The organism is Viridibacillus sp. NPDC096237 (genome assembly GCF_050278625.1).
Classification (GTDB): domain Bacteria; phylum Bacillota; class Bacilli; order Bacillales_A; family Planococcaceae; genus Viridibacillus.
Genome location: NZ_JBNNTI010000028.1, coordinates 18,762 through 39,502, shown reverse-complemented (window position 1 = coordinate 39,502; position 20,741 = coordinate 18,762). Strand labels below are relative to the sequence as shown.

Here is a 20,741-nt window from a genome sequence, read left to right as displayed (position 1 = left end):
ACTATCTTACCATTCTTTGCTCAGAAATAGCCGACGAAGATGGTTTAAATAAAGACCAATTCGATATTTTATGTTCAATACGAATTGCAACCAATGTGCAATCATCATTTGGTACATCTGTACCTCGAAAAGCACGTAAAATAGACGTACACATATCCTCAGTTGGACAATTCTCCAGCTCCCGCAAATGACGAATTAGTTTTCTTTCCTGCTCTTCCCAAGGTTTATTCTCAAAGAACAAACCATCTGTACACATGAAAATGATATCCCCTGCTTTTAATGATACTTGATCTGCTTCTACTGAAAACGATGTCAAAAACCCTACCGGCTCGCTCTTACTCTCTAGTCGAATACACTTTTCGCCTCTTACTAAATAAGTTGCCATACTCCCTGCTTTCCAAGACCATAAGGTACCGACTTGTAAATCAACAAGCGCAAAATCCATCGTCGCGTACATATCACTATCATTTTTTAAAGACATGACATAATGCAGAGTATGCATAGCTGTTTCAGGTGCCATTTGATGGTGCATACATTCACGCATTAACCGAATGAGACGTCTACTTTCTTGATGCGCCTTTTTACTATGTCCCATTCCGTCTGATAACATAACAGCCGTAAGCCCTTGATGAAGCGGGAAAACAGCGTGCGAATCACCAGAATAAATTGTATTCTGCTTCGAAGACGTATACACATCATAAGACATTTGGAAACGAACTGAAGATTGGAATGTCATCTGCAAATGTGGATATGGACTATCCTTCAGAGCAGTTCGTGCAATTTCAAACGGTTCATTAAACACACTTTGTAAAATTGGTAGTACTAAGCGCTCTGCTAACGTTTGATCTGTTTCCCACATTGCTTTTTTCTCTGGCAAACAGCAGACAATTTTTCGATTCCCTACCTCATTTGATAAAATATCTACTTGGAAATGTTCAATTCCAGCAAGCTTCAGCTCATCTGATAGCTCGTCCTCTTTCTGTTGGAAAGACACTGTCTCCCCAGTCATATCATTCATCACCATATCGATATGCTGGCACATATCCCTCAATTGCAAGGCAATCATCTTACGCCCGTGGTAAAACTGACCGCTAAGTTGCTTTTGTGAAACTTTCTCTTCAAGCGCTGACAAAAATGCCCCAGATTTCACACATTTATAACGAATTTTCTCATCAAGCTGTAGTATCGTCGCTGCATTTGCAGTAGCACTTGCATCAAGCCATCTCTGCATTAGATCCGGCATTTCACTCTTACTATTGCTCCAACAATTATCGTACTTAAAGCATGCTTGGCAAACTGCAAGCGGTTGCTCCTGCCTCTCTTCCACTATATTCCTATTCACATTCCCAAAACGATCATGTACAAGCTCTTTCATAAAATCTACAAAGTGATGGAAATCTACAAGCTTCGTATTGAGCCTTTCCGTTAACCACTTTTGCCTTTCTAAAAGCACTTCATCGCGATTTGGATATAATTGATTTTGCCAATATATAACCCACCTCTGTGGGAAGATGAAGAATAACAGGGTAGCAAATGCTATAGACATAAAGAATGTGTAATCAAGTGGTAGTGTCGCATCATACAATGCAAAAAAGACACTTGCCATTAAGCCACCTATTGCGATCCAAAACCTACCGACATTTTTGCAAACTCCTGCAAATAATCCGGTTACAGCATATACTGCCATCATTCCACTAAAAGATAATTGAGATAAACTAAGTATCATACCGGTTAGCACTGCAACAGCTGTCGCTAATGTGACACCGCCAACTAACGCAGATACAAGTATGAGTAAATGCATGGCAATACGCGTTACTGATAGAAAGCTAAGTACCACTCCATCCATGGCCGTTAAAATCACTGCACCTACGATTAATGCCGCACCTACTCTTTCAAAAGACCATTTGGCAGTCATTAACTGATGCATTGGGAGAAAAAGGAGTCCCAAAAAGAGCGTCATAAAAATAGACAGCGCGCCTTCATATCCGACATACAGCCATACAAGCATCGGGGGATGCCCACTATACGATATATATTGCCAAACTATTTGAACCGTCAAAATACTAAACCCTACTATTACAGGAAGTGGCAATCGTTTAAATGGGGTTTTTAAAAGGAGTAATAAAAACAACAATTCCAATATATGAATTGTTGTTTGCCCGAGACCTAATGTAAGACTTCCGCATAACCCTCCTACCAATGTCCAACTTGACCACCTTGGATATCTAGTAAATGCTATTGCTGCAATCGGTAGGAAAAATGGTACCGTTGCTTCAAATAACACAGCTTGAGATAAGTAAAAGGAACAAAATAAAAACAAAACGGATAGCCATATTCGATATTTTCGCTTAGCTACACTTGCCCATGTATTCCTAATTGCTTGGTTCTGTGCTATTCCTTCATGCCACATCTTCATAAAACAACCTCCTCCTGAACATTGCCATCATTATAGCCCGAGTATTCCATAAAGTTTGTCTTTTTGTGTTTTCACGAAAAAAAACTTTTCGACGAGAAATTGCTTTTTTAAAGAAAATATTTTCATAAAACAGCTTGACACCTACATATGTTATCTTGTATTATTTATTATGTTGTTTAGAACGGCGGCGTAGCTCAGCTGGCTAGAGCGTACGGTTCATACCCGTGAGGTCGGGGGTTCGATCCCCTCTGCCGCCATATTTTTTTCATCTAGGCCATCTGCGCCAATATTTTTTGGCCCCTTGGTCAAGCGGTTAAGACACCGCCCTTTCACGGCGGTAACACGGGTTCGAATCCCGTAGGGGTCATCATAAAAAAGCAACCTTCTCACCACGAGAAAGTTGCTTTTTTATATGTCTAATTAAGTAAGGTATATAAACATAAGTAGCAAATCATCTACAGAGGTGTCGTTATAGGCGAATTTTAGTTTGTATGTATTGCATTTAATAGTACAATTCGCCAGGTATTAACAATAAAAAAACAACCCACTACATACATGGATTGTTCAAAAATCTATTTCACACTTTTTCTACGATTAAAATAGCCAGCAAATTACCCTCTTCTTGCGCCACGGCCACCACGTTTAGATTCTGTAGCGCGTTTTAATGTTGCAAGACGATCTTCACTGTCTTTTAAAAAACGTGCCATTTTTTGTTCAAAATTCTCTTTCGGTTGATGACGATTATCATTGCGATCATTTGAACGATTATTATGACGTGGGCGTTGAGGGCGCTCTGGTCGTTCTGGTTGAGGTTTTGCTTTGCGAATAGATAAACCAATTTTACCATCCGCTTCGACATTCATTACTTTAACCTCAACCATTTCTCCAACTTTCAAATGTTCGTTGATGTCTTTTACATAATTGTCTGCAACCTCACTAATGTGCACCAGACCTGTTGAGCCATTTGGCAGCTCTACGAATGCTCCAAAATTTGTGATACCTGTTACCTTACCTTGTACCTTGCTGCCTACTTCAATTGACATAAAAAAAACGCTCCTCCTTAATAAATAAAGCGACTTGTAAGCCATGTAATCAATTTTTGAATCTTAAAACTCGGTGAGATTCTCACTTCTAATTATAGCCAACAAAAAAAGAGTGTCAATAAGACTACTCTTTCGAATCACCGTTTTTCTCATCTTTTTCGGTATTTTTTGGAATTGAGAAAATGATTTCACCATCTTCAGAAAGGAAAAGTTCTTTACGTGCTAGTTTGGCGATGTAGTTATCGTCATTTAGCTTCGAAATTTGAATTTTCAATTCCTCTTGCTGGTCTTGGGTGTCTGAAAGTTTTTGGGTTAGCTCTATTTTTTGTTGCTCTTTATTAGCGAGCGCCTTCTTTTGATTTATCAATGTAAATATTAGGGACCCCGTAACGAGAACAAACACGATTGCGAAAAGCGCTAGTCTTCGATAAAGACGTATTTTCATAGCTCGTTTTTTCTTTTCCTGCCGTTCCATGGACTCGATATATTCTCGACGAATGGCAGCAACTGAATTTTCACCATTAGCTTTTTTGTTACGATTATTCATCCTCGTTATCCCTCCCTAAATAAAATTCTTTTAGCTTCTTAGTTGTTATTGTATGTGTATTCTCCATTATAACGAATTTACCTTGTTTTTTTAAGTCTTAACTGTTTAGTTTTTTTAACCAATGGCCTAAATGGTAACAGTAGGAGCCTTACAACACGCATTAGGGCGCGAATTATCCACCTTATGATAGAAATAAAAAAATTAAAAATTAACCATAATGGCCTAAGAAAAATACTGTATATTAGACGACCTCCGAATCGAAATAATGATTGGAAGTATAACTGATAGCAATAAAAACCTGCGAGCTGCGCTATTGGATCAACAATACGCCATTCACCAGCTCGCACTTTAAATAGTAAATAAAAGCTAGCTATACCGAGCAAAAGCCAAGTTGTTAGCTCTAGCGTTATATAACCTTTTCTTCTGAATGACCGCGGGGGTGCATAATATTTAATCGTACGTACTAGATCTATACATGCTGCTCCTACAATTCCACTAGCAATCATGACTAGAAGGCTGAGAAATTGCGCTGTTACGGTCATCCAAATATTTTATGAAGGAAGCTTTTAGACAAGCCGTTGTCTTCGTCATCATACTGTAGCGTCTTCACTGTTCCTTCAAGTGTCAATAAACCCTTGTCTACATCCAAATGGACAATACGCAATTCCTCACCTCGGATGAGTAAATGTCCTTGCGAAGTGTGCACTAAAAACTCTTCTTGATCAAAGCGCTCGATTGATTTCACCGAAGTGACATCCATTCGTTTGCGATTTCTGACCGTTAGCAAATGATCCCCTGTTGGAATTGTGTACGTTGCATTATCCGGCTGTAACGTCAATGATTCCCCTCCCTTGTCCTGTCTTTAAACTATATGCTGTGGACAAACCCTTTATGATAAAATTGCTAATTTCCATTCAGAAATTTGTTTATAGATAGTTTTCTCTAAGTGCTTAGTAGTCATTTTCATACTATTTTAGCGTTAACTCTTTCAACATTCATTCTTTATATAGATAGAAGAACCCCTATAACAATGCATTACTTCATATATCTGCCCATCTCTATGAATCCATATAAAAGATATTCTTATTCATTAATAATTTGTAGTTTCCACCCTATCATGATTACTGGTGAGAGGTAATTTAAAGAACTTAGCTTTGAAAGTGTCTAATTAAAAAAGATTGTCCTGAAAGTTTGTAAACCCTACTTTTCAGGACAACCTCATATAAAATCGTTCAAACAAAATATAGATAAATGCTTAATATACTATTTCTCTATAAGCAATATCTTCTTTTTAAATTCAGCTAGTTCTCGTCATCGATAAATTGTGGTTCAATCTTCTCTAATTTTTCTTCTTTTATAATCGTAAACATTCTTGCGGCGTCTTCTTTTTTTACTGTATCTTTCAATTCTTCAACACGTGCTGTTACAACTTTTTGGCCGAAACGGATTGCGAGCTCATCACCAGTCTTTACAGCTGTGCTTGCCTTCACTATCTTACCATTAATCGTAATACGCCCTTGATCAGCAACCTCTTTTGCTAATGTACGACGTTTAATCAAACGTGATACTTTCAAAAATTTATCTAATCTCATTTTTTATTTTCCTCCTTGTAATTTCGCTTCGTTCCAAAAGGCATCTAGCTCTTCAAATGTGTAAGCTCTGAAATCCTTTTTACCAGCCATTACTTGCGCTTCAACATATCCAAAGCGACTAGCAAATTTCTGATTGGCATGGAGCATAGCATCTTCTGCTGAAATTTTATAAACACGTGCGATATTCACTAACGTAAATAGTACATCACTAAATTCATCGAAACGTGTTTCATTCGTTCCATTCGTTACTTCAGCTCGGAATTCCTGCCATTCTTCAGAGAATTTTTCCCACACGCCATCTGTTGTAGGCCACTCAAATCCAACTTTTGCCGCTCGCCTTTGATAGTTATAAGACGTTTGTAGTGAGGATGTTGCTCTGTATTCACCTTTTAATAAAGGTTCTATTATCTCACTATTTACATTTTCTTTACTTTTGATTTTTTCCCAATTGGCGTTTACTTCTTCCACATTTTCTACTGTAGCATCACTAAACACATGAGGATGGCGACGAATCATTTTTGTGCTCACAGCTTCTAATATATCTTCTAGGTTGAAGAATCCTTCATCTTCACCGATTTGCGCGTGTAAAAATATTTGTAATAGTACATCACCAAGCTCTTCAATCATATGCTCATCATCTTGTTCATCTATTGTTTGTAAGAACTCATGTACTTCCTCTAGCATATACCTTTTCAAACTTTCATGTGTTTGCTGTTGATCCCAAGGACAACCATTAGGGCCACGCAATATCGAAATTATCTCACGGAAAGTCGACCATTCACGAAGAGCTTCATCACGACTCGTTACAGGAGGCACGTAGACAGTTGTTAAGTTATCAATTTCTGCTGCACGATCTAATTCGTACAAAGGAACTGTGCGTAGCTTTTCACCTTGTGAGCCTGCTGCAGTGACGATTGTAACTGGATAGTCCTCACGGTATTTTTCCATCAAAGTCAATTTCACTTCTGAGGCACTGAAAGTATCATATACTTGGGCAATTAGTAGATGTTGCTTCATATTCACTTCATGCACTGAAAAAGTTGTTCCATCTACTAATTGAAAGCCATCGATTGGGTCGATACGTAATGCACCGAAAATCGGATCTAGGAAACTTTGTCCGCCCTCTATATTCAACCTCACCTTTCCTTCTTTTTCAGCTTCGATTAAAAGCTGGACAGTTAACTCCGCTACAAGTGGATGTCCAGGCACTGCATACATTATGTCTTCTTTCTCCACATAACTTAAAAGCGTTGCTACAATTTCTTCATAAACTGGACGGAAATCATCGTGCTTTTCATATATATGGTCAAAGCTTTCAAATTCGATTCCTTCAGTTACTAACTCATTTAGTACCGGATGGTCTATCGTACGTACATATATTTTCTTTGCCTGTTGTAACTTGCGATAAACACCTATTTGTAGTTGTTCAAAGTCACTGGCTCCAAGACCGATTACTGTTAATTGATTCATAATTTTCACCTATCCTTATTTCTTTCGTTGTAGCCATAATTGATAACTGGCCATCCTGCGTCCAAACGGTAGTAAAAACCAATCCCTACTCGCTAGAACTTTATACTTCGCAATGATTGTTAAAAACACAAAGGCCCCTATCAATGCTGCTGAGCTACCAGTCAAAGCTGCATTCAATCGCGAAGGTAAAGATGTAAAAAGCCACTGCTCTGCAAAATAACCCCAAAACAGCACACAACCTATCATGACAATTGACGCAAGTGCCGTGCATATATAAAAGCGTGAAGGTGCGAAGCGGATTGGTCTAACTTTTTTAAAATAATAGATCAAACCAATAGCTGAACATATTAAACCTAAATTACTAGCATACACTGCGCCTATGATACCCCATCTTATAATAAACAACTTATTACAAATCACTTTCACTATAAAACCTACTATTAGTATTAAAGTCGGTATTTTTAATTTCCCTAATCCTTGAAGCATTGCTGTTAGCGTTAAAATAAGTGACAACCATATAATTTGCACCACAAACACTATCAGTACATTAGATAATTCACGTGTTGCAAATAGCATCTCATTTACATATGGCATAACTAGCATCAATCCAAGCGTCGCAGCAAAACCAAATAGCAAGGCCGTACGATAGGTCAATTGGATAAATCTTTCAGCTCCTCGTCCATTGTCCTTTTTTGACGTATGAGCCACAAGAGGGACAATTGCGAGGGATAACGATGTTGCAATAACAAGCCCCACCTGTACAAGCGGTTGGCCCCTATCGTAAATCCCCTTTGTTTCCATTGCCTCTAAGGTCGGTATTCCACTTTTAGTAAGTGTTTCAAAAACAGTAAATGAATCTACTAGTTGAAAAAACAACAGTAAAAGACCACTCACACTTACTGTAATGCTCAAAATTGTTAATTCCTTCAACACAGGAAAGATAGCTATTTTTTTCCTTACAACTATTTTGTCTCCTTGCTTAAACTTTTTAAAATATATCCACAATAAAATGATACCAGCTAATTCACCAACAACAGTGCCAGCCATTGCCATTTGTCCCGCCTGATACAAAGAAGAAGTTGTCTTCATTACAATCCAAGTACCACCTAAAATAACAAGGACACGGACAGTTTGTTCAATCACTTGTGCATAGGCAACTGGTGTCATAATACCGCGCGCTTGGAATAATCCTTTATAAACAGCAAGCGCTGGCATACATAGTGTCACAAATGCACCTGTACGTAAAAGTGAAGCTAAAGCTGAATCGCCCATCCATTTTGCAAATAAATCTGCACCACCAAATAAAATTACGAAGAAAATTATTGATAAAACACTTAAATAATAAAATACGACGCGTAAGAGTTCACGACGCCATACTCCTCCATCACGATCTTCAGCATCAGCAAGCATTTTAGAAATGGCGACAGCAAACCCACTCGATGTCCAAACAACGAAAATCGCTACAAATGGATATACTTGCTGATAAATATAAAATCCCTGATCTCCAACTAAATTTTGAAAAGGGACTCGGTACATCATGCTCAGAATTTTGACAAACAGAGCTGCAAGCGTTAATAACGCCACGCCCTTCACATATACCTTCATTCCCCACTTCTCAGGCATTTCAAATCCTCATTCCTATAAAACGTTCAGTAAAATACATAATAATATAAATGTCATCAGTATAGCATATTGATGCTTATCCATAAAAAAACTGGTTACCGCATATTAAAACACTATATTAATCAGAAGAATATCTTCTTTTTATAGCAATGAATTATAAATTAGTAACTCTTAGTTCAATTCCAGTAAAAAAATCCGATAAATTTATTAACTAAAAAATACAGAGGAGGTATTGCTTTGAAATTGAATATCACCAATATTAAAACATTTCATAACGCGGCAAAATTTAATCAGCCACATATGCTACAGAGCTCATATATTCACGCTGCGCTAAAATCAAAATCGAAAAAAAATCGGGTTATCACTGAAAAAGAAAGTGGTTATGTACGTCAATACCTCGTCAAAGATGATGGCTCAAAAACTTTGATTTCTGAAATGCGGGAGGGTACGATGCAACAGACACGTACTCATAATGAATCAAACGACCGCTCAAATGCAGACGGTTTAATGAAGTTTCTTAATTCTTCTTCAATTGTACATCCTTCCAATATTAAAACGATAAAATAAAAAAGTCTTCTTCGCACCATGCGAGGAAGACTTTTTTCATGTTAATCCAACATTTGTTTGGCAAGGAAGTGAGCTGCAGTTTCAGCTACCTTTTGCTCCGAGTCACCGATAAAATGTACCTTTGACAATATATAGACAGCGCCAATTGGGTCACCTGACACGATAATCGGTGCCACACAATAAGATTTTATTTGCTCAATTTGACCTGGAACTAACTCTACAGAGCTTTCATGCTTCTCAACTAGAATAGATCGTTGCATAATACTTTCTTCAGCAAATGATGAAAGCTGTCTATTAACGTAATCCTTTTTTGATACACCTGCTACAGCAATCATTTCATCACGATCGCTAATTAACGCAGCTGTGCCAAGCGTTTCATATAACGTTTCTACATACGAAGTTGCAAAGTCACTCAATTCGCTAATAGGTGAATATTTCTTTAAAATAACTTCCCCTTCGCGATCCGTGAATATTTCTAACGGGTCGCCTTCACGAATGCGTAAAGTCCTTCTTATTTCCTTTGGGATAACGACGCGCCCTAAATCATCAATACGTCGTACAATGCCAGTTGCTTTCATTCGTGTTGCCTCACTTTCGACAAAATATAGTTATACTTGTCCTAGTATGGTTCACAAATGGGCAATCTATGCAAAAAGGGTATTACTCAGCAACAGGTGCAGATTCTTCCCTTTTTGCAGTTGGCAAAAGTTTCATAATAGCTTCTAAAATATCAAATGGTAATTCTTTATCCGCTTTACGCTCGTCTATTGTTAGTAATAGCTGTTGCCCATCCATTCGGAAGCCAACAGCACGACCGAACTTCAGTGATTCTGAGACAACTTTTGCACCGTCTATATTCGCGGTACCTTGCTCTGAAATTTGAATAGTAATTACTTTATTCGTTTCTTTAATTGAAGTGACTCCAGTTTCCTTAGCCCAAATTTTCATTCGTGCAATGCGTAACAAACGTTCAGTTTCAAATGGAATATCCCCAAATCGATCTTGTAATTCATCAATGATTTCCACAAAATCATTTTCAATTTCCATCGCTTTTACACGTTTATACATTTGAATTTTTTGATAGCCATCTGGAATATATTGATCTGGAATGTATGCATCATATGGTAAAATAATTTCGATTTCAGATATGTCTTCTTTTTTCGTACCACTACGTCGTTCTTCTATTGCTTCTTCAAGCATTTGTGAGTACAAGTCAAATCCGACAGAATCAATAAAGCCATGTTGTTGTGATCCTAGTAGATTCCCTGCACCCCTAATTGATAAATCACGCATAGCAATTTTAAATCCAGATCCAAGTTCTGTAAATTCCTTAATCGCTTGCAAACGCTGCTCAGCTACCTCTGTTAGTACTTTATCGCGTTGGTACATGAAATAGGCATATGCAACACGATTGGAACGCCCAACACGCCCACGTAACTGATAAAGCTGTGATAAACCCATGCGATCTGCATTGTGTACAATTAATGTATTCACATTTGGAATATCAATACCTGTTTCAATAATTGTTGTCGTGACTAGCACATCATAATCCCCGTCCAAAAATCCAAGAATAACGGATTCTAGTTCAGACTCAGTCATTTGTCCATGTGCAAAGCCGACACGCGCTTCAGGTACGAGTTCTTGAATCGCTTGCACCTTTTTGGCCATATCTTCAACACGATTGTATAAATAGAATGTCTGCCCACCGCGTGACATTTCACGCTCAATAGCTTCACGCACTAGTGCACCACTATGCTCCATGACATACGTTTGAACTGGGAAACGATTTGCAGGTGGTGTTTCGATAACAGATAAATCACGTACACCAACCATCGACATATGCAGTGTACGAGGTATTGGTGTTGCTGTTAATGTTAATACATCGACGTTCGTTTTTAATTGTTTGATTTTCTCTTTATGCGTCACACCAAATCGTTGTTCTTCGTCAACAACGAGTAGTCCTAAGTCTCGATAAACAACATCTTTAGATAACAGCCTATGAGTACCGACTACAACATCTATCGTACCTTCTTTTAAGCCTTTTAATGTTTCTGCTTGCTGTTTTTTTGTACGGAAGCGGCTAAGTAAACCAATAGAAACTGCCTGCTCTTGGAAACGTTCTACCATCGTTTCATAATGTTGCTGGGCTAATATGGTTGTAGGTACAAGAAAAGCTACTTGCTTACCATCCATAATCGCTTTGAAGGCTGCACGAATGGCAACTTCAGTTTTACCATATCCAACATCACCACAGACAAGTCGGTCCATTGGACGCTCACGTTCCATATCGTGTTTGACTTCACGAATAGAACGTAATTGATCCTCCGTTTCCTCATAAGGGAATGCAGCTTCAAAAGTACGTTGTTCATCACCATCTGGAGTAAAAGCAAAACCTTTTTCAGCTTCACGTTTTGCATATAGTTTGATTAAATCATCGGCAATATCTTGTACTGCAGATGATACTTTACTTTTCGCACGTTTCCACTCTGCTCCGCCTAGCTTATGTAACTTCGGATCACGGTCCTCAGACGCAACATATTTTTGGATTAAATCAATTTGATCGACTGGTACGAATAATTTATCATCTGCTCGGTAGCGAATGTGCAAATAATCTTTATGCGACCCTTTTACTTCTAAAGTTTCGATACCAATATATTTCCCAATACCGTGGTGAATATGAACAACGTAATCGCCTGGTTTGATTTCAGTATAACTTTTTATACGCTCGGCATTTGTCATTTTCTGAGGACGCGCTTTCTTTTTTTGCTTTTGTTTAAAAAGCTCCTCTTCCGTAACAATTGCTAAACGCTGTAATGGGAGTTCGAATCCAGCTGTTAATGCACCTTCAATTGCATAAACACCCGCTCCATTCGGCTCACCAAGTTGTATATGAATATCGTAATCATCCAACACTGTTTGCATTTTTCGTAGACGATCTTTTCCTTCCGCCACAAAAAGCACAGTAAATTTCCCTTGCTCCCATCGCTCCATTTCATTTTTCAATAGAGGTATCTGTGCATGGAAATGCTGCATCGGTTTGCATGAGAAACTCGTAGTTTTCTTAAATTGCACACCTGAAAATGCGCGCGTAAATAGGGCAAAGAACAATTTCGGCTGATTTAACATCGCTAAAATTTCTTTCAGTGAATAGGATGGTTTTACAGCATGCACCATTTTACCTTCTTCAAGCAGGCTCAGGAACCATTCCTTCTCTTCTTTCTCCCACGCATCCATTACTTCTTGTACTCTGCCTAACTCATCAAATACAATAAGACTATTTCGGACAAAATAATCACCTAAATAAGATGGTTTATCATATAAAATTGAACCATACTTATTGGCGTAATCGGGTAAGTTACCTTGCTTTAGCATTTCAATATCAGCTTGGATGTTTTGATAGAGTGCTTCTTTAACATCTTGCGCTCTCACTTTACGTAAGCTTTCAGCCAATGCACTCTCTAGCTTTTCAGCCAGTATTACTCTATCTGCTTGCGTTAAAACGAATTCTGTCGCAGGTAAAATACGTACATCTTGTAACTTATCAATTGAACGCTGATCATCAGCTGAAAATGTTCGGATTGAATCTACTTCTGAATCGAACAATTCAATACGCACTGGCACTTCCATATAAGGTGGATAAATATCTAAAATACCGCCGCGCAATGCAAATTCTCCTGGTGTTGTCACCATCTGACCACGTGTATAACCCATTACAACAAGCTGATTTAACCAAACCTCTACATCTATGTCGTCACCGATTGTCGTATGAAGGCGCAAATCAAGCCATTGCTCTTTTGGAGACATCATTTTGCGTAGACCCGCTATCGGAATAATATAGACTCCCTTTTGTTCATGTAACATATGGTCAATTGTTTCAATTCGTTGCGCTTTTAACTCAGGACTTGCAATCGACATATCAGCTGCAATAAATTCATCAGCTGGATAATAATGAACAAGATCCTCACCCATTAGTTTCACTAAATCATCATACATTTTCTGCGCCTGCAATAAATTCGGAGAGATAATATAAATTGGTTTTTCTATCGCTCCATAAATTGTATCTAAAAATGCTGGGCGTGCACTCCCAGAAAGGCCTGTAATTAACTGAGGACCATTATCTTTCTGCAAGCCTTCCAATAATTTTGTTATATGCATATCTTGAGAGAACAATTTACGTAACATCTCCAAATGAAGCCCTCCTTCCTTAAAAAATATAATGACCTCACTCGCTCTATTTATATTTTACGAGTAAATAATCTATCTACTTCATATTCCTTTTGCATTCATATACAGAAAAAGGCCTTGGACGCTTAGCGCGCCAAAGCATTCTTCGTTATTGTAGCCATTTTTTTAACGCATAATAATCTGGAAATTGTTTTAAAGATTCTTCACAGTGCTCACAAATACAATCGACCGTTGTATCTCCATTATGGTCTTTATGAATGTATTGTTCTGCCTCTTCTTTATTTAATTGATGGAGCTTGCGGACACTTTCCTCTGAATCGAAAGGCAGTAGCCCAACCTCAGTTTCACAGTGCCGACAGCGATAATGAATTGCCATATGCAACATGCCCTCCTTTATAAAAAGTATAGACAGCTACATAACAATTTATGCTCATCTATTAATTAAATTGGTTCATAACATCTATGAATGGTTTTTCCAGTGCATATTCGCAAGCATCCGCTGCTTTTTCAAAAGCGTCCTGCATCAAAGGTTGATCTTCCTTCGAAAACCTTGAGAGAACGTAATCAGAAACCTTCATACCAGCAGGTGGACGGCTAATACCAATACGAATGCGGTTAAAGTTTTGAGTACCTAAATGCTGAATTAATGATTTTATACCGTTATGCCCGCCCGCACTGCCCTTTTGACGCAGTCGTAATTTTCCTTTATCTAAATCTAAATCATCATAAATAACAATGATATCTTCCACATCAATATCAAAATAATCCATGATTGGCCCTACGCATTCGCCGGAAATATTCATATACGTAAGTGGCTTCAATAGCATTACTTTGCCTTCTGGGCGATGAATAGTGCCGTACATACCATTAAATTTTGATTGATTTAATGAAATACCCCATTTTGCCGCTAATACGTCGATGGTATCAAAACCGACATTGTGATGTGTATGTTCATATGTTTTTCCCGGATTGCCGAGACCAATTATTAGTTTCATAATAGCATCTTCCTTTTCTGCCTAATCCATGCTATTTTATCACATACCGTTGGATATTATGAAAAAATGCAATTATTAGTGGTTTTTCGACTTTTTGTTATGAAAAAAATCGCCCTATCATAAAATGATAAAGCGATTTCCTTTATACGACTATTGTTTCCAATAATCGGCCATTTCTCGGTCGAGATATACCCAACCTTTCCATGAAATATGAATTGTATCACTGATAAAATGAGGCTCGTACTCATAACCAGTAAAGTCAACGAGTGGGAAACCTGCACTTTCCACCTGCTTATTAATCTTCGTGTAATATTCCTCACGACGCTCTTTTGGGAATCCTGCATAATCATACCATTTCCCGTTTACAGGAATAGATACGAACATTGGCTTCGCTCCAGCATCCTTTAGTACATCTAAGACCATTTGAAAATCTTCATACTCAGGTGACTCTGTATAGCTTTCGTGTTTACGGAAGTCTTTGAGTTCATCTAACTTAAACTCAATCTTCTTTTTAAAATATTTATCGTTAATAGATAAATCATTTGTTGTAATTCGCTGACTACCATATTCATCTGCATGCTTCGTCAACTGCTCGAAAGATTTTCCAGCAACCATTTCTGGATTTGCATACATTTTTTTTCTTGACTCTCCAATGATGGAGTAGTACAAATCTTTTTTCTCCATTAACTTTTTATTTATTAAAGCTACTGGTTTTGCTAAAGCTACTTTTATCGGATACTTTTCGCCATCTGTTATTTCATTTTCATAAATTGTTGATAAAACAAAATCTCTTTGTACGCTATCAAACTGTAAAAGGCGCTCCATTGCTTTTTTCTTCAATTGAGGATTCATCTTATTATTCAACGCTAAATCATATGACTGTAACATCGAATAGTTCGGTGAGAAATGGAACTCATCAACCCCTACCTCATTAAACCATTGCGGTGAAATAATGAATACTAATTTCTTATCCTTTAAATTTTCCTCTTGTGCTGCAAAATTCATAAAATGATGAATCGATTGCGTACCACCACGACCATATAAATACGTCGAAAAGCCTCCATCATTCGCTTTAAAGTAGTTATATGGATGGAATGGATCAAAGCGATTCAACTCAGATGAGCCATAGATCGGGAACACATTCGGCTCTTTTAGAAAACGATTTTGGAAATACTTCCCTTGAAACATCAGAGGATTCAAAGCTGTTTTTGAATGCTCAACATCTTCATCTGAGATTAAAAAACCGAGCCATTTATTTGGTATAAACAAAAATATTAAAAACAAGATTACCGCAATAATGAGCGGTAAGAAGGCATACTTTCTCATACACGCTCAGCTAACTGATCTGCGATACGATTTGGTGTATTCCACTCCTCGCGTGTAAACTCTGTAATTGATACTGAAATACCTAATTTTTCTTCAACTTCTACTAAAAATGTAATGATACCAAACGAATCTAATAAACCTTCTTCGAACAAATCGATATCAGGTTGCTCTACAACAACATCTTCCTGACATACTTCTGCTAATAATTCATATACTTTTTGTTTTTCCATCTTAATCTAACTCCTCTTTATTTAAATAGTTGTCCTGAGAAAATGTAAAAGCCAAAGCAAACAAAGTTAAATGTTATAAACACGGATACAGCATGTGTCCATTTATTTTTTGGCCATAGTTTATGTTTTCGATTCCATCGGTCGAAGAAATCATATCCAACAATAAGCGCTGCATGATACAAGCCATAAATAACAAAATGCCATTCTAGCCCATGCCAAACACCCATGATGAAGAATAATAAGAAATAACCAATATTAGAAACGGTATAACGATTTTTAATCCACTTTTTCTTTGTCATCCAAAATACAAAACGCATATATACATAGTCTCTAAACCAGAATGATAGACTCATATGCCAACGATTCCAAAAGTCTTTAATATTTTTACTAATGAATGGCATGTTGAAGTTTTCTGGTGTTTTAACGCCCATCAAGTAGCTTACCCCTATAGCAAAGGCGCTATAGCCTGCAAAGTCAAAGAATAAATAAAAGCTGTAAACATACATATACACTACGTTAGCCCAAAATGGTGAATGAATATATGTTGCGTGATCTGGTAAGTACACAAGAATTTTGTTGTAAATTAAAAAGGCTAAAATAAATTTGTATAAGAACCCTCGGAAAATACTATTAATCCCTAAATATAAAAGCTCTTTATACTCTTCTTTAGAAAAGGTCTTATTAACATCCTTCTCAAATCTTCTCCAACGATCAATCGGACCTGAAGAGACCGTTGGGAAAAATAGTAGGAAGTAAATAAGCTCACCAATTGGTAAGGTCTGCTTCTTCATTAAACCGTCACGTGTTTCAATAACGATCTGTACGGACTTAAATGTGATATACGAAACACCAAGGAATCCAAATAGATGATTCAAGTCAAGTAATGGTAATACCTTCACAAGCACTAATGGCAATATTGCCAATACAACCATCATACAGAATACAACTGTATTGTTACGTTCTTTTCTGTAATGATGATAACCTTTAATTAGAACAATTTGAAAAATCGTAAACAAAATAATAGAAATTGCACCGGTCTTCGAATTCCCAAAAATAACGGCCAATATAACAATAGACACAAACATATTATAAATTTTCGATGATTTACCTAACAACCCAAGAATAATTGTAGGTAACAATAAAATACCAATTAAAAAGAAAAATATAAACGAGCCATATGGAATCATACCATAACCTCAGCTACTAATTGTTTTCTATTTATTTTACCATTAGATGTCATTGGTAACTGATCGCAGTAATTAAATTTTCTCGGAATCATATATGCTGGTAAACCTTTTGCTAGTTCTTTTTTTATAGCGCTCGATAATTGGTAGTCTTTTTCGAAAGAGTGTCCTTTAGGCACAATATATGCTGCTAAGAAATCAATAGCCTCATTTTTATATACCGGTACGACTACGCAAGAATCTACATATTGGCATTGTAATAAATGATTTTCAATTTCTTCAATCTCCATTCTATAGCCATGAACCTTCACTTGGAAATCCGCACGCCCACTATAGAAATGTAAACCTTTTTTCTGATACCCAACATCACCTGTACGATATGCTTGTTGTCCTTTATAATCAAAAAAAGCTTTTTCAGTTAATGTTTCTTCCCCTAAATACCCTTTACTAACACTTGGGCCAATTATAATCATTTCACCTTTTTCACCATCAGGCAATATTTGATTATCCTCATCTATAACAAGCATTTGAGTATCAGCTTTTATATAACCTATTGGTAAAGAAGTATGATTATTTAATAGTTCTTCAGTTACTTCTATTGCTGAGATAGCCACAGTTGCTTCTGTTGGTCCGTATGTATTGAAAATGCGCGCGTTCGGGAACAATTTCAATAACTTATTTGCAACTTCCGTCGGCAATACTTCACCGCAAAATAGAAACGTATTTAATGAGGGTAACATCTCATTCGAAAAGTCAGGATTCATTAAACACATTTGTACAAATGATGGTGTAGATGTCCAAACGTTTGTTTCAGACTGTGCTAACTGCCCAAACAATTTCTTCGGATTTGCAATCATCTCTTTTGTAACTGCGAATAATGTAGCACCTGAAGTTAGAGCAGGATAAAGGTCCATTACAGATAAATCAAATGAAAATGGTGCTTGATTTAAAAACACTTTACTATCTGTTATTGGGAAGTCTGCATGCACCCAACTAACAAAGCTCTCTAAATTTCGTGCTGAAATTTGCACACCTTTTGGATTTCCTGTGCTGCCAGAAGTATAAATAATGTAAAAGTTCTCATTTTCTTTCACCCAAGTAGAAGATGATAGCACTTTGGAATGTTCATTAATTATATTTTCTAATTGACCTTCCGACATAGAAGGAATCGATGACTGCTGAAGTGAATCTCTTTCTAGATTCTCTGTTTCAATGAGAAGTGCTGCCCCTGAGCACTCTATAATTCTTTGAATGCGTTCTTTCGGAATTGATACATCCACTGGAATATATGGATGACCTGATTTGATCACTCCTAAAAAAGAACTGATCATCATCGGCGCCATATGACCATATACAATAACAGGCGCTTGCTTTGGGAGATTTAAAGTGGTTAAATGCGCGGCTAATGATTCTGACTGTTTCCATAAATCTCCGTAACTTAATGTTGCATCTCCATTTTGAAATGCAATAGAATCCTCATTATTTAAGGCTATATTTTGAATAGCCGAAAGTATATTCAATTGAAACCCTCCTAACTTTAAAATTCTGTATATATGAATGGTCCTGCATTCATATCATGAAAACCATATAAGAGAACGAGTAAAATGAGAATCGCCAAGTAATAGATCGTCCGCATACCTACATACGTTACAGTATGATTCCAAAGCTTTCTTACTTTCTCCATCTTATTTACCTCACATTTCTACAATTTAATCATTTACGATACACCATTTTGTCTATTATTACAATATCGTGTCAATACCATTACATTAGACGTAATGAAGTAAAAGTTGTTCCAACACTCAATCAGAAGGAGACCTAAAGACCACAATTTTTGCAATAACTAGTGATTGCAATAAAGAAAAAGACTTACCATACTTATCTATAGATGGTAAGTCTTTTTATGAAATTTATTTTATTTTGCACCGATAATTGCTGCAGATGTTGCTTCTTCATCAACTTTAGGTGCCGATACGGTAACAAGAAGAAAATCATCAGTATCTAGAATTTCAAACGTTGATATACTACGAATATCACCAACAGCTAAAGTGTCGCCAATTTCTAATGTTGAAATATCAATTTCTATTGATTCTGGAATATCTGATGGTTTTACCTTAACTGTAACTTCACGATTAGGCTGTTGAAGAATACCACCTTCTTTAGCACCTACTGAATCGCCAGTAAGATTTACTGGTACACTCACTTCTAAAGCATCTGACATATTAACTGCTAAAAAATCTAAGTGAACTAATGTCCCCTTCAATGCACATTTTTGAGCTTCGTTTAATACAGCATTTAATTTTTTACCATCAATTTCTAATGTTACTATGGAGTTTTCACCATCTAAGCGTAATGCTTTTTCATAGTCCCTTGCACTAATCGCAATTGGAGTTGCCTCTGTTTTATAACCATAGACCACAGCTGGCACAAAACCTCTTTGTCGAAGTTTAGTTAGTGTAGAATGATTTCCAACCTCACGCTTTTTTGCATGAACTACAATACTCATATAGATACATGTCTCCCTTCCTAGTTAACATAGTCACATTAATATATGTACCTCGTTAGCTAGGAATTCAAACATTTACCTTTATTAATCGAATAAAGTACTTACAGATTTATTTTCATAGATTCGTACAATTGCATCAGCCAATAATGTTGCTACAGATAGTTGTTTAATTTTCGGCGATTTTTTCTCATCCGGTAATTGGATTGAGTTTGTAATAACTAATTCTTTAATAACAGAGTTATCAATACGTTCGATAGCTGGACCTGATAATACAGGGTGTGTACAGCAAGCGTAAACTTCTTTCGCACCAGCTTTAATTAATGCGTCAGCACCGATTGTAATTGTACCTGCCGTATCAATAATATCATCGATTAGGATTGCTACCTTACCTTCAACGCTACCTACAATATTCATAACTTCTGCAACATTTGGACGTGGACGACGTTTATCGATAATAGCGATTGGAGCTTTTAAGCGATCAGCCATTTTACGGGCACGAGTTACACCACCGTGGTCTGGTGATACGATAACAACGTCTTCTGATTTGAAGCCTTTTGCTTTAAAATGCTCAGATAGTAACGGTACACCGATTAAGTGATCCATTAAAATGTCGAAGAAACCTTGGATTTGTGGAGCATGCAAGTCAAGAACAATTGCACGAGTAGCTCCTGCAGTTTCAAGTAAGTTAGCCACTAATTTAGCCGTAATCGGTTCACGTGCACGTGCTTTACGGTCTTGGCGAGCATAACCATAGTAAGGTAATACTACGTTTACTGTGCGCGCTGAAGCACGTTTCACGGCATCAACCATAATAAGTAATTCCATTAAATTTTCGTTTACTGGAGCTGAAGTAGACTGCACGATAAATACGTCACAACCACGAATACTTTCCTCAATATTAATTTGAATTTCTCCATCACTGAAATGTTTAACAGAGCATTTCCCTAGCTCGACACCTACCTCTTTAGCAATTTCTTCAGCTAAAGGTATATTTGAGTTTAATGAAAAGATTTTTAACTTTGAGTTAGCATATTGATACGGCATGATGGCCTCCTGG

General features: G+C 37.1%; 20 protein-coding genes and 2 tRNA genes. 3 read left to right on the top strand and 19 right to left on the bottom strand.

Annotated elements, in window-relative coordinates:
- Position 1: 1 nt before the first annotated feature.
- Positions 2 to 2,416 carry a SpoIIE family protein phosphatase gene (locus ACQKMD_RS15050; protein WP_427752960.1) on the bottom strand — a complete coding sequence of 805 codons (2,415 nt, stop codon included), beginning with the start codon at positions 2,414 to 2,416 and terminating at the stop codon, positions 2 to 4.
- A gap of 183 nt (positions 2,417 to 2,599) precedes the next feature.
- Between ACQKMD_RS15050 and ACQKMD_RS15045 the strand changes: the two genes are divergently transcribed.
- A tRNA-Met gene (locus tag ACQKMD_RS15045) sits at positions 2,600 to 2,673 on the top strand.
- Between the two features lie 38 nt (positions 2,674 to 2,711).
- Positions 2,712 to 2,783, top strand: a tRNA-Glu gene (locus tag ACQKMD_RS15040).
- Between the two features lie 244 nt (positions 2,784 to 3,027).
- On the opposite strand, the gene ACQKMD_RS15035 is transcribed toward ACQKMD_RS15040, so the two are convergent.
- The 7 genes from ACQKMD_RS15035 to ACQKMD_RS15005 all read right to left on the bottom strand — a co-directional run bounded on the left by ACQKMD_RS15035 (position 3,028) and on the right by ACQKMD_RS15005 (position 8,691).
- Positions 3,028 to 3,459: a S1 domain-containing RNA-binding protein gene (locus tag ACQKMD_RS15035; protein ID WP_427752959.1), complete on the bottom strand. Its 432-nt coding sequence runs from the start codon at positions 3,457 to 3,459 to the stop codon at positions 3,028 to 3,030.
- Between the two features lie 124 nt (positions 3,460 to 3,583).
- On the bottom strand, positions 3,584 to 4,006 hold the full coding sequence (locus tag ACQKMD_RS15030) for an FtsB family cell division protein (protein ID WP_427752958.1): 423 nt from the start codon (positions 4,004 to 4,006) through the stop codon (positions 3,584 to 3,586).
- A 77-nt stretch (positions 4,007 to 4,083) separates the two neighbouring features.
- The gene (gene yabQ, locus ACQKMD_RS15025; protein ID WP_427752957.1) at positions 4,084 to 4,548 is read right to left on the bottom strand and encodes a spore cortex biosynthesis protein YabQ; all 465 of its coding nucleotides are present in this window, start codon (positions 4,546 to 4,548) and stop codon (positions 4,084 to 4,086) included.
- Complete coding sequence (gene yabP / locus ACQKMD_RS15020) at positions 4,545 to 4,844, bottom strand: sporulation protein YabP (protein ID WP_038179281.1); 300 nt, start codon at positions 4,842 to 4,844, stop codon at positions 4,545 to 4,547. The genes yabQ and yabP overlap by 4 nt, the downstream gene beginning before the upstream one ends.
- A gap of 463 nt (positions 4,845 to 5,307) precedes the next feature.
- A complete protein-coding gene (locus ACQKMD_RS15015) occupies positions 5,308 to 5,598 on the bottom strand; it encodes an RNA-binding S4 domain-containing protein (RefSeq protein ID WP_427752956.1) in 291 nt (96 codons plus the stop codon).
- Between the two features lie 3 nt (positions 5,599 to 5,601).
- Positions 5,602 to 7,068: a nucleoside triphosphate pyrophosphohydrolase gene (mazG, locus tag ACQKMD_RS15010; RefSeq protein WP_427752955.1), complete on the bottom strand. Its 1,467-nt coding sequence runs from the start codon at positions 7,066 to 7,068 to the stop codon at positions 5,602 to 5,604.
- A 15-nt stretch (positions 7,069 to 7,083) separates the two neighbouring features.
- A complete protein-coding gene (locus tag ACQKMD_RS15005) occupies positions 7,084 to 8,691 on the bottom strand; it encodes a putative polysaccharide biosynthesis protein (RefSeq protein WP_427752954.1) in 1,608 nt (535 codons plus the stop codon).
- A gap of 237 nt (positions 8,692 to 8,928) precedes the next feature.
- On the opposite strand from ACQKMD_RS15005, the gene ACQKMD_RS15000 reads away from it, so the two are divergent.
- Positions 8,929 to 9,258, top strand: a complete 330-nt coding sequence (locus tag ACQKMD_RS15000; protein ID WP_427752953.1) for a hypothetical protein — start codon at positions 8,929 to 8,931, stop codon at positions 9,256 to 9,258.
- A 41-nt stretch (positions 9,259 to 9,299) separates the two neighbouring features.
- Here ACQKMD_RS15000 and spoVT read toward each other — a convergent pair whose 3' ends face one another.
- From spoVT to ACQKMD_RS14945, 11 genes are all read right to left on the bottom strand, one after another.
- The gene (spoVT, locus tag ACQKMD_RS14995) at positions 9,300 to 9,836 is read right to left on the bottom strand and encodes a stage V sporulation protein T (protein WP_427752952.1); all 537 of its coding nucleotides are present in this window, start codon (positions 9,834 to 9,836) and stop codon (positions 9,300 to 9,302) included.
- An 82-nt stretch (positions 9,837 to 9,918) separates the two neighbouring features.
- Positions 9,919 to 13,446, bottom strand: coding sequence for a transcription-repair coupling factor (gene mfd / locus ACQKMD_RS14990; protein WP_427752951.1), 3,528 nt, complete (start codon positions 13,444 to 13,446; stop codon positions 9,919 to 9,921).
- A 145-nt stretch (positions 13,447 to 13,591) separates the two neighbouring features.
- Positions 13,592 to 13,819, bottom strand: coding sequence for an anti-sigma-F factor Fin (locus tag ACQKMD_RS14985; RefSeq protein ID WP_427752950.1), 228 nt, complete (start codon positions 13,817 to 13,819; stop codon positions 13,592 to 13,594).
- 61 nt (positions 13,820 to 13,880) lie between these two features.
- Positions 13,881 to 14,438: an aminoacyl-tRNA hydrolase gene (pth, locus tag ACQKMD_RS14980; protein WP_427752949.1), complete on the bottom strand. Its 558-nt coding sequence runs from the start codon at positions 14,436 to 14,438 to the stop codon at positions 13,881 to 13,883.
- A gap of 150 nt (positions 14,439 to 14,588) precedes the next feature.
- The gene (dltD, locus tag ACQKMD_RS14975) at positions 14,589 to 15,764 is read right to left on the bottom strand and encodes a D-alanyl-lipoteichoic acid biosynthesis protein DltD (protein WP_427752948.1); all 1,176 of its coding nucleotides are present in this window, start codon (positions 15,762 to 15,764) and stop codon (positions 14,589 to 14,591) included.
- Positions 15,761 to 15,994 (bottom strand): D-alanine--poly(phosphoribitol) ligase subunit 2, encoded by a 234-nt coding sequence (dltC, locus tag ACQKMD_RS14970; protein WP_427752947.1) that lies wholly within the window; start codon positions 15,992 to 15,994, stop codon positions 15,761 to 15,763. Before dltC ends, dltD begins: the two co-directional genes overlap by 4 nt.
- A 17-nt stretch (positions 15,995 to 16,011) precedes the next feature.
- A complete protein-coding gene (dltB, locus tag ACQKMD_RS14965) occupies positions 16,012 to 17,181 on the bottom strand; it encodes a D-alanyl-lipoteichoic acid biosynthesis protein DltB (RefSeq protein ID WP_427752946.1) in 1,170 nt (389 codons plus the stop codon).
- Positions 17,178 to 18,698, bottom strand: coding sequence for a D-alanine--poly(phosphoribitol) ligase subunit DltA (gene dltA / locus ACQKMD_RS14960; protein ID WP_427752945.1), 1,521 nt, complete (start codon positions 18,696 to 18,698; stop codon positions 17,178 to 17,180). Before dltA ends, dltB begins: the two co-directional genes overlap by 4 nt.
- 17 nt (positions 18,699 to 18,715) lie before the next feature.
- A complete protein-coding gene (locus tag ACQKMD_RS14955) occupies positions 18,716 to 18,862 on the bottom strand; it encodes a teichoic acid D-Ala incorporation-associated protein DltX (RefSeq protein ID WP_083446292.1) in 147 nt (48 codons plus the stop codon).
- Between the two features lie 231 nt (positions 18,863 to 19,093).
- Positions 19,094 to 19,684 (bottom strand): 50S ribosomal protein L25/general stress protein Ctc, encoded by a 591-nt coding sequence (locus ACQKMD_RS14950; protein WP_427752944.1) that lies wholly within the window; start codon positions 19,682 to 19,684, stop codon positions 19,094 to 19,096.
- Positions 19,685 to 19,768: 84 nt separating this feature from the next.
- Positions 19,769 to 20,728 carry a ribose-phosphate diphosphokinase gene (locus ACQKMD_RS14945; RefSeq protein WP_427752943.1) on the bottom strand — a complete coding sequence of 320 codons (960 nt, stop codon included), beginning with the start codon at positions 20,726 to 20,728 and terminating at the stop codon, positions 19,769 to 19,771.
- Positions 20,729 to 20,741: the final 13 nt, after the last annotated feature.

Coding starts and splice junctions, on each gene's coding strand:
- ACQKMD_RS15050 (WP_427752960.1), bottom strand. CDS start 2,416: ATGAAGATGTGGCATGAAGGAATAGCACAGAACCAAGCAATTAGGAAT.
- ACQKMD_RS15035 (WP_427752959.1), bottom strand. CDS start 3,459: ATGTCAATTGAAGTAGGCAGCAAGGTACAAGGTAAGGTAACAGGTATC.
- ACQKMD_RS15030 (WP_427752958.1), bottom strand. CDS start 4,006: ATGAATAATCGTAACAAAAAAGCTAATGGTGAAAATTCAGTTGCTGCC.
- yabQ (WP_427752957.1), bottom strand. CDS start 4,548: ATGACCGTAACAGCGCAATTTCTCAGCCTTCTAGTCATGATTGCTAGT.
- ACQKMD_RS15015 (WP_427752956.1), bottom strand. CDS start 5,598: ATGAGATTAGATAAATTTTTGAAAGTATCACGTTTGATTAAACGTCGT.
- mazG (WP_427752955.1), bottom strand. CDS start 7,068: ATGAATCAATTAACAGTAATCGGTCTTGGAGCCAGTGACTTTGAACAA.
- ACQKMD_RS15005 (WP_427752954.1), bottom strand. CDS start 8,691: ATGCCTGAGAAGTGGGGAATGAAGGTATATGTGAAGGGCGTGGCGTTA.
- spoVT (WP_427752952.1), bottom strand. CDS start 9,836: ATGAAAGCAACTGGCATTGTACGACGTATTGATGATTTAGGGCGCGTC.
- ACQKMD_RS14985 (WP_427752950.1), bottom strand. CDS start 13,819: ATGGCAATTCATTATCGCTGTCGGCACTGTGAAACTGAGGTTGGGCTA.
- pth (WP_427752949.1), bottom strand. CDS start 14,438: ATGAAACTAATAATTGGTCTCGGCAATCCGGGAAAAACATATGAACAT.
- dltD (WP_427752948.1), bottom strand. CDS start 15,764: ATGAGAAAGTATGCCTTCTTACCGCTCATTATTGCGGTAATCTTGTTT.
- dltC (WP_427752947.1), bottom strand. CDS start 15,994: ATGGAAAAACAAAAAGTATATGAATTATTAGCAGAAGTATGTCAGGAA.
- dltB (WP_427752946.1), bottom strand. CDS start 17,181: ATGATTCCATATGGCTCGTTTATATTTTTCTTTTTAATTGGTATTTTA.
- ACQKMD_RS14955 (WP_083446292.1), bottom strand. CDS start 18,862: ATGGAGAAAGTAAGAAAGCTTTGGAATCATACTGTAACGTATGTAGGT.
- ACQKMD_RS14950 (WP_427752944.1), bottom strand. CDS start 19,684: ATGAGTATTGTAGTTCATGCAAAAAAGCGTGAGGTTGGAAATCATTCT.
- ACQKMD_RS14945 (WP_427752943.1), bottom strand. CDS start 20,728: ATGCCGTATCAATATGCTAACTCAAAGTTAAAAATCTTTTCATTAAAC.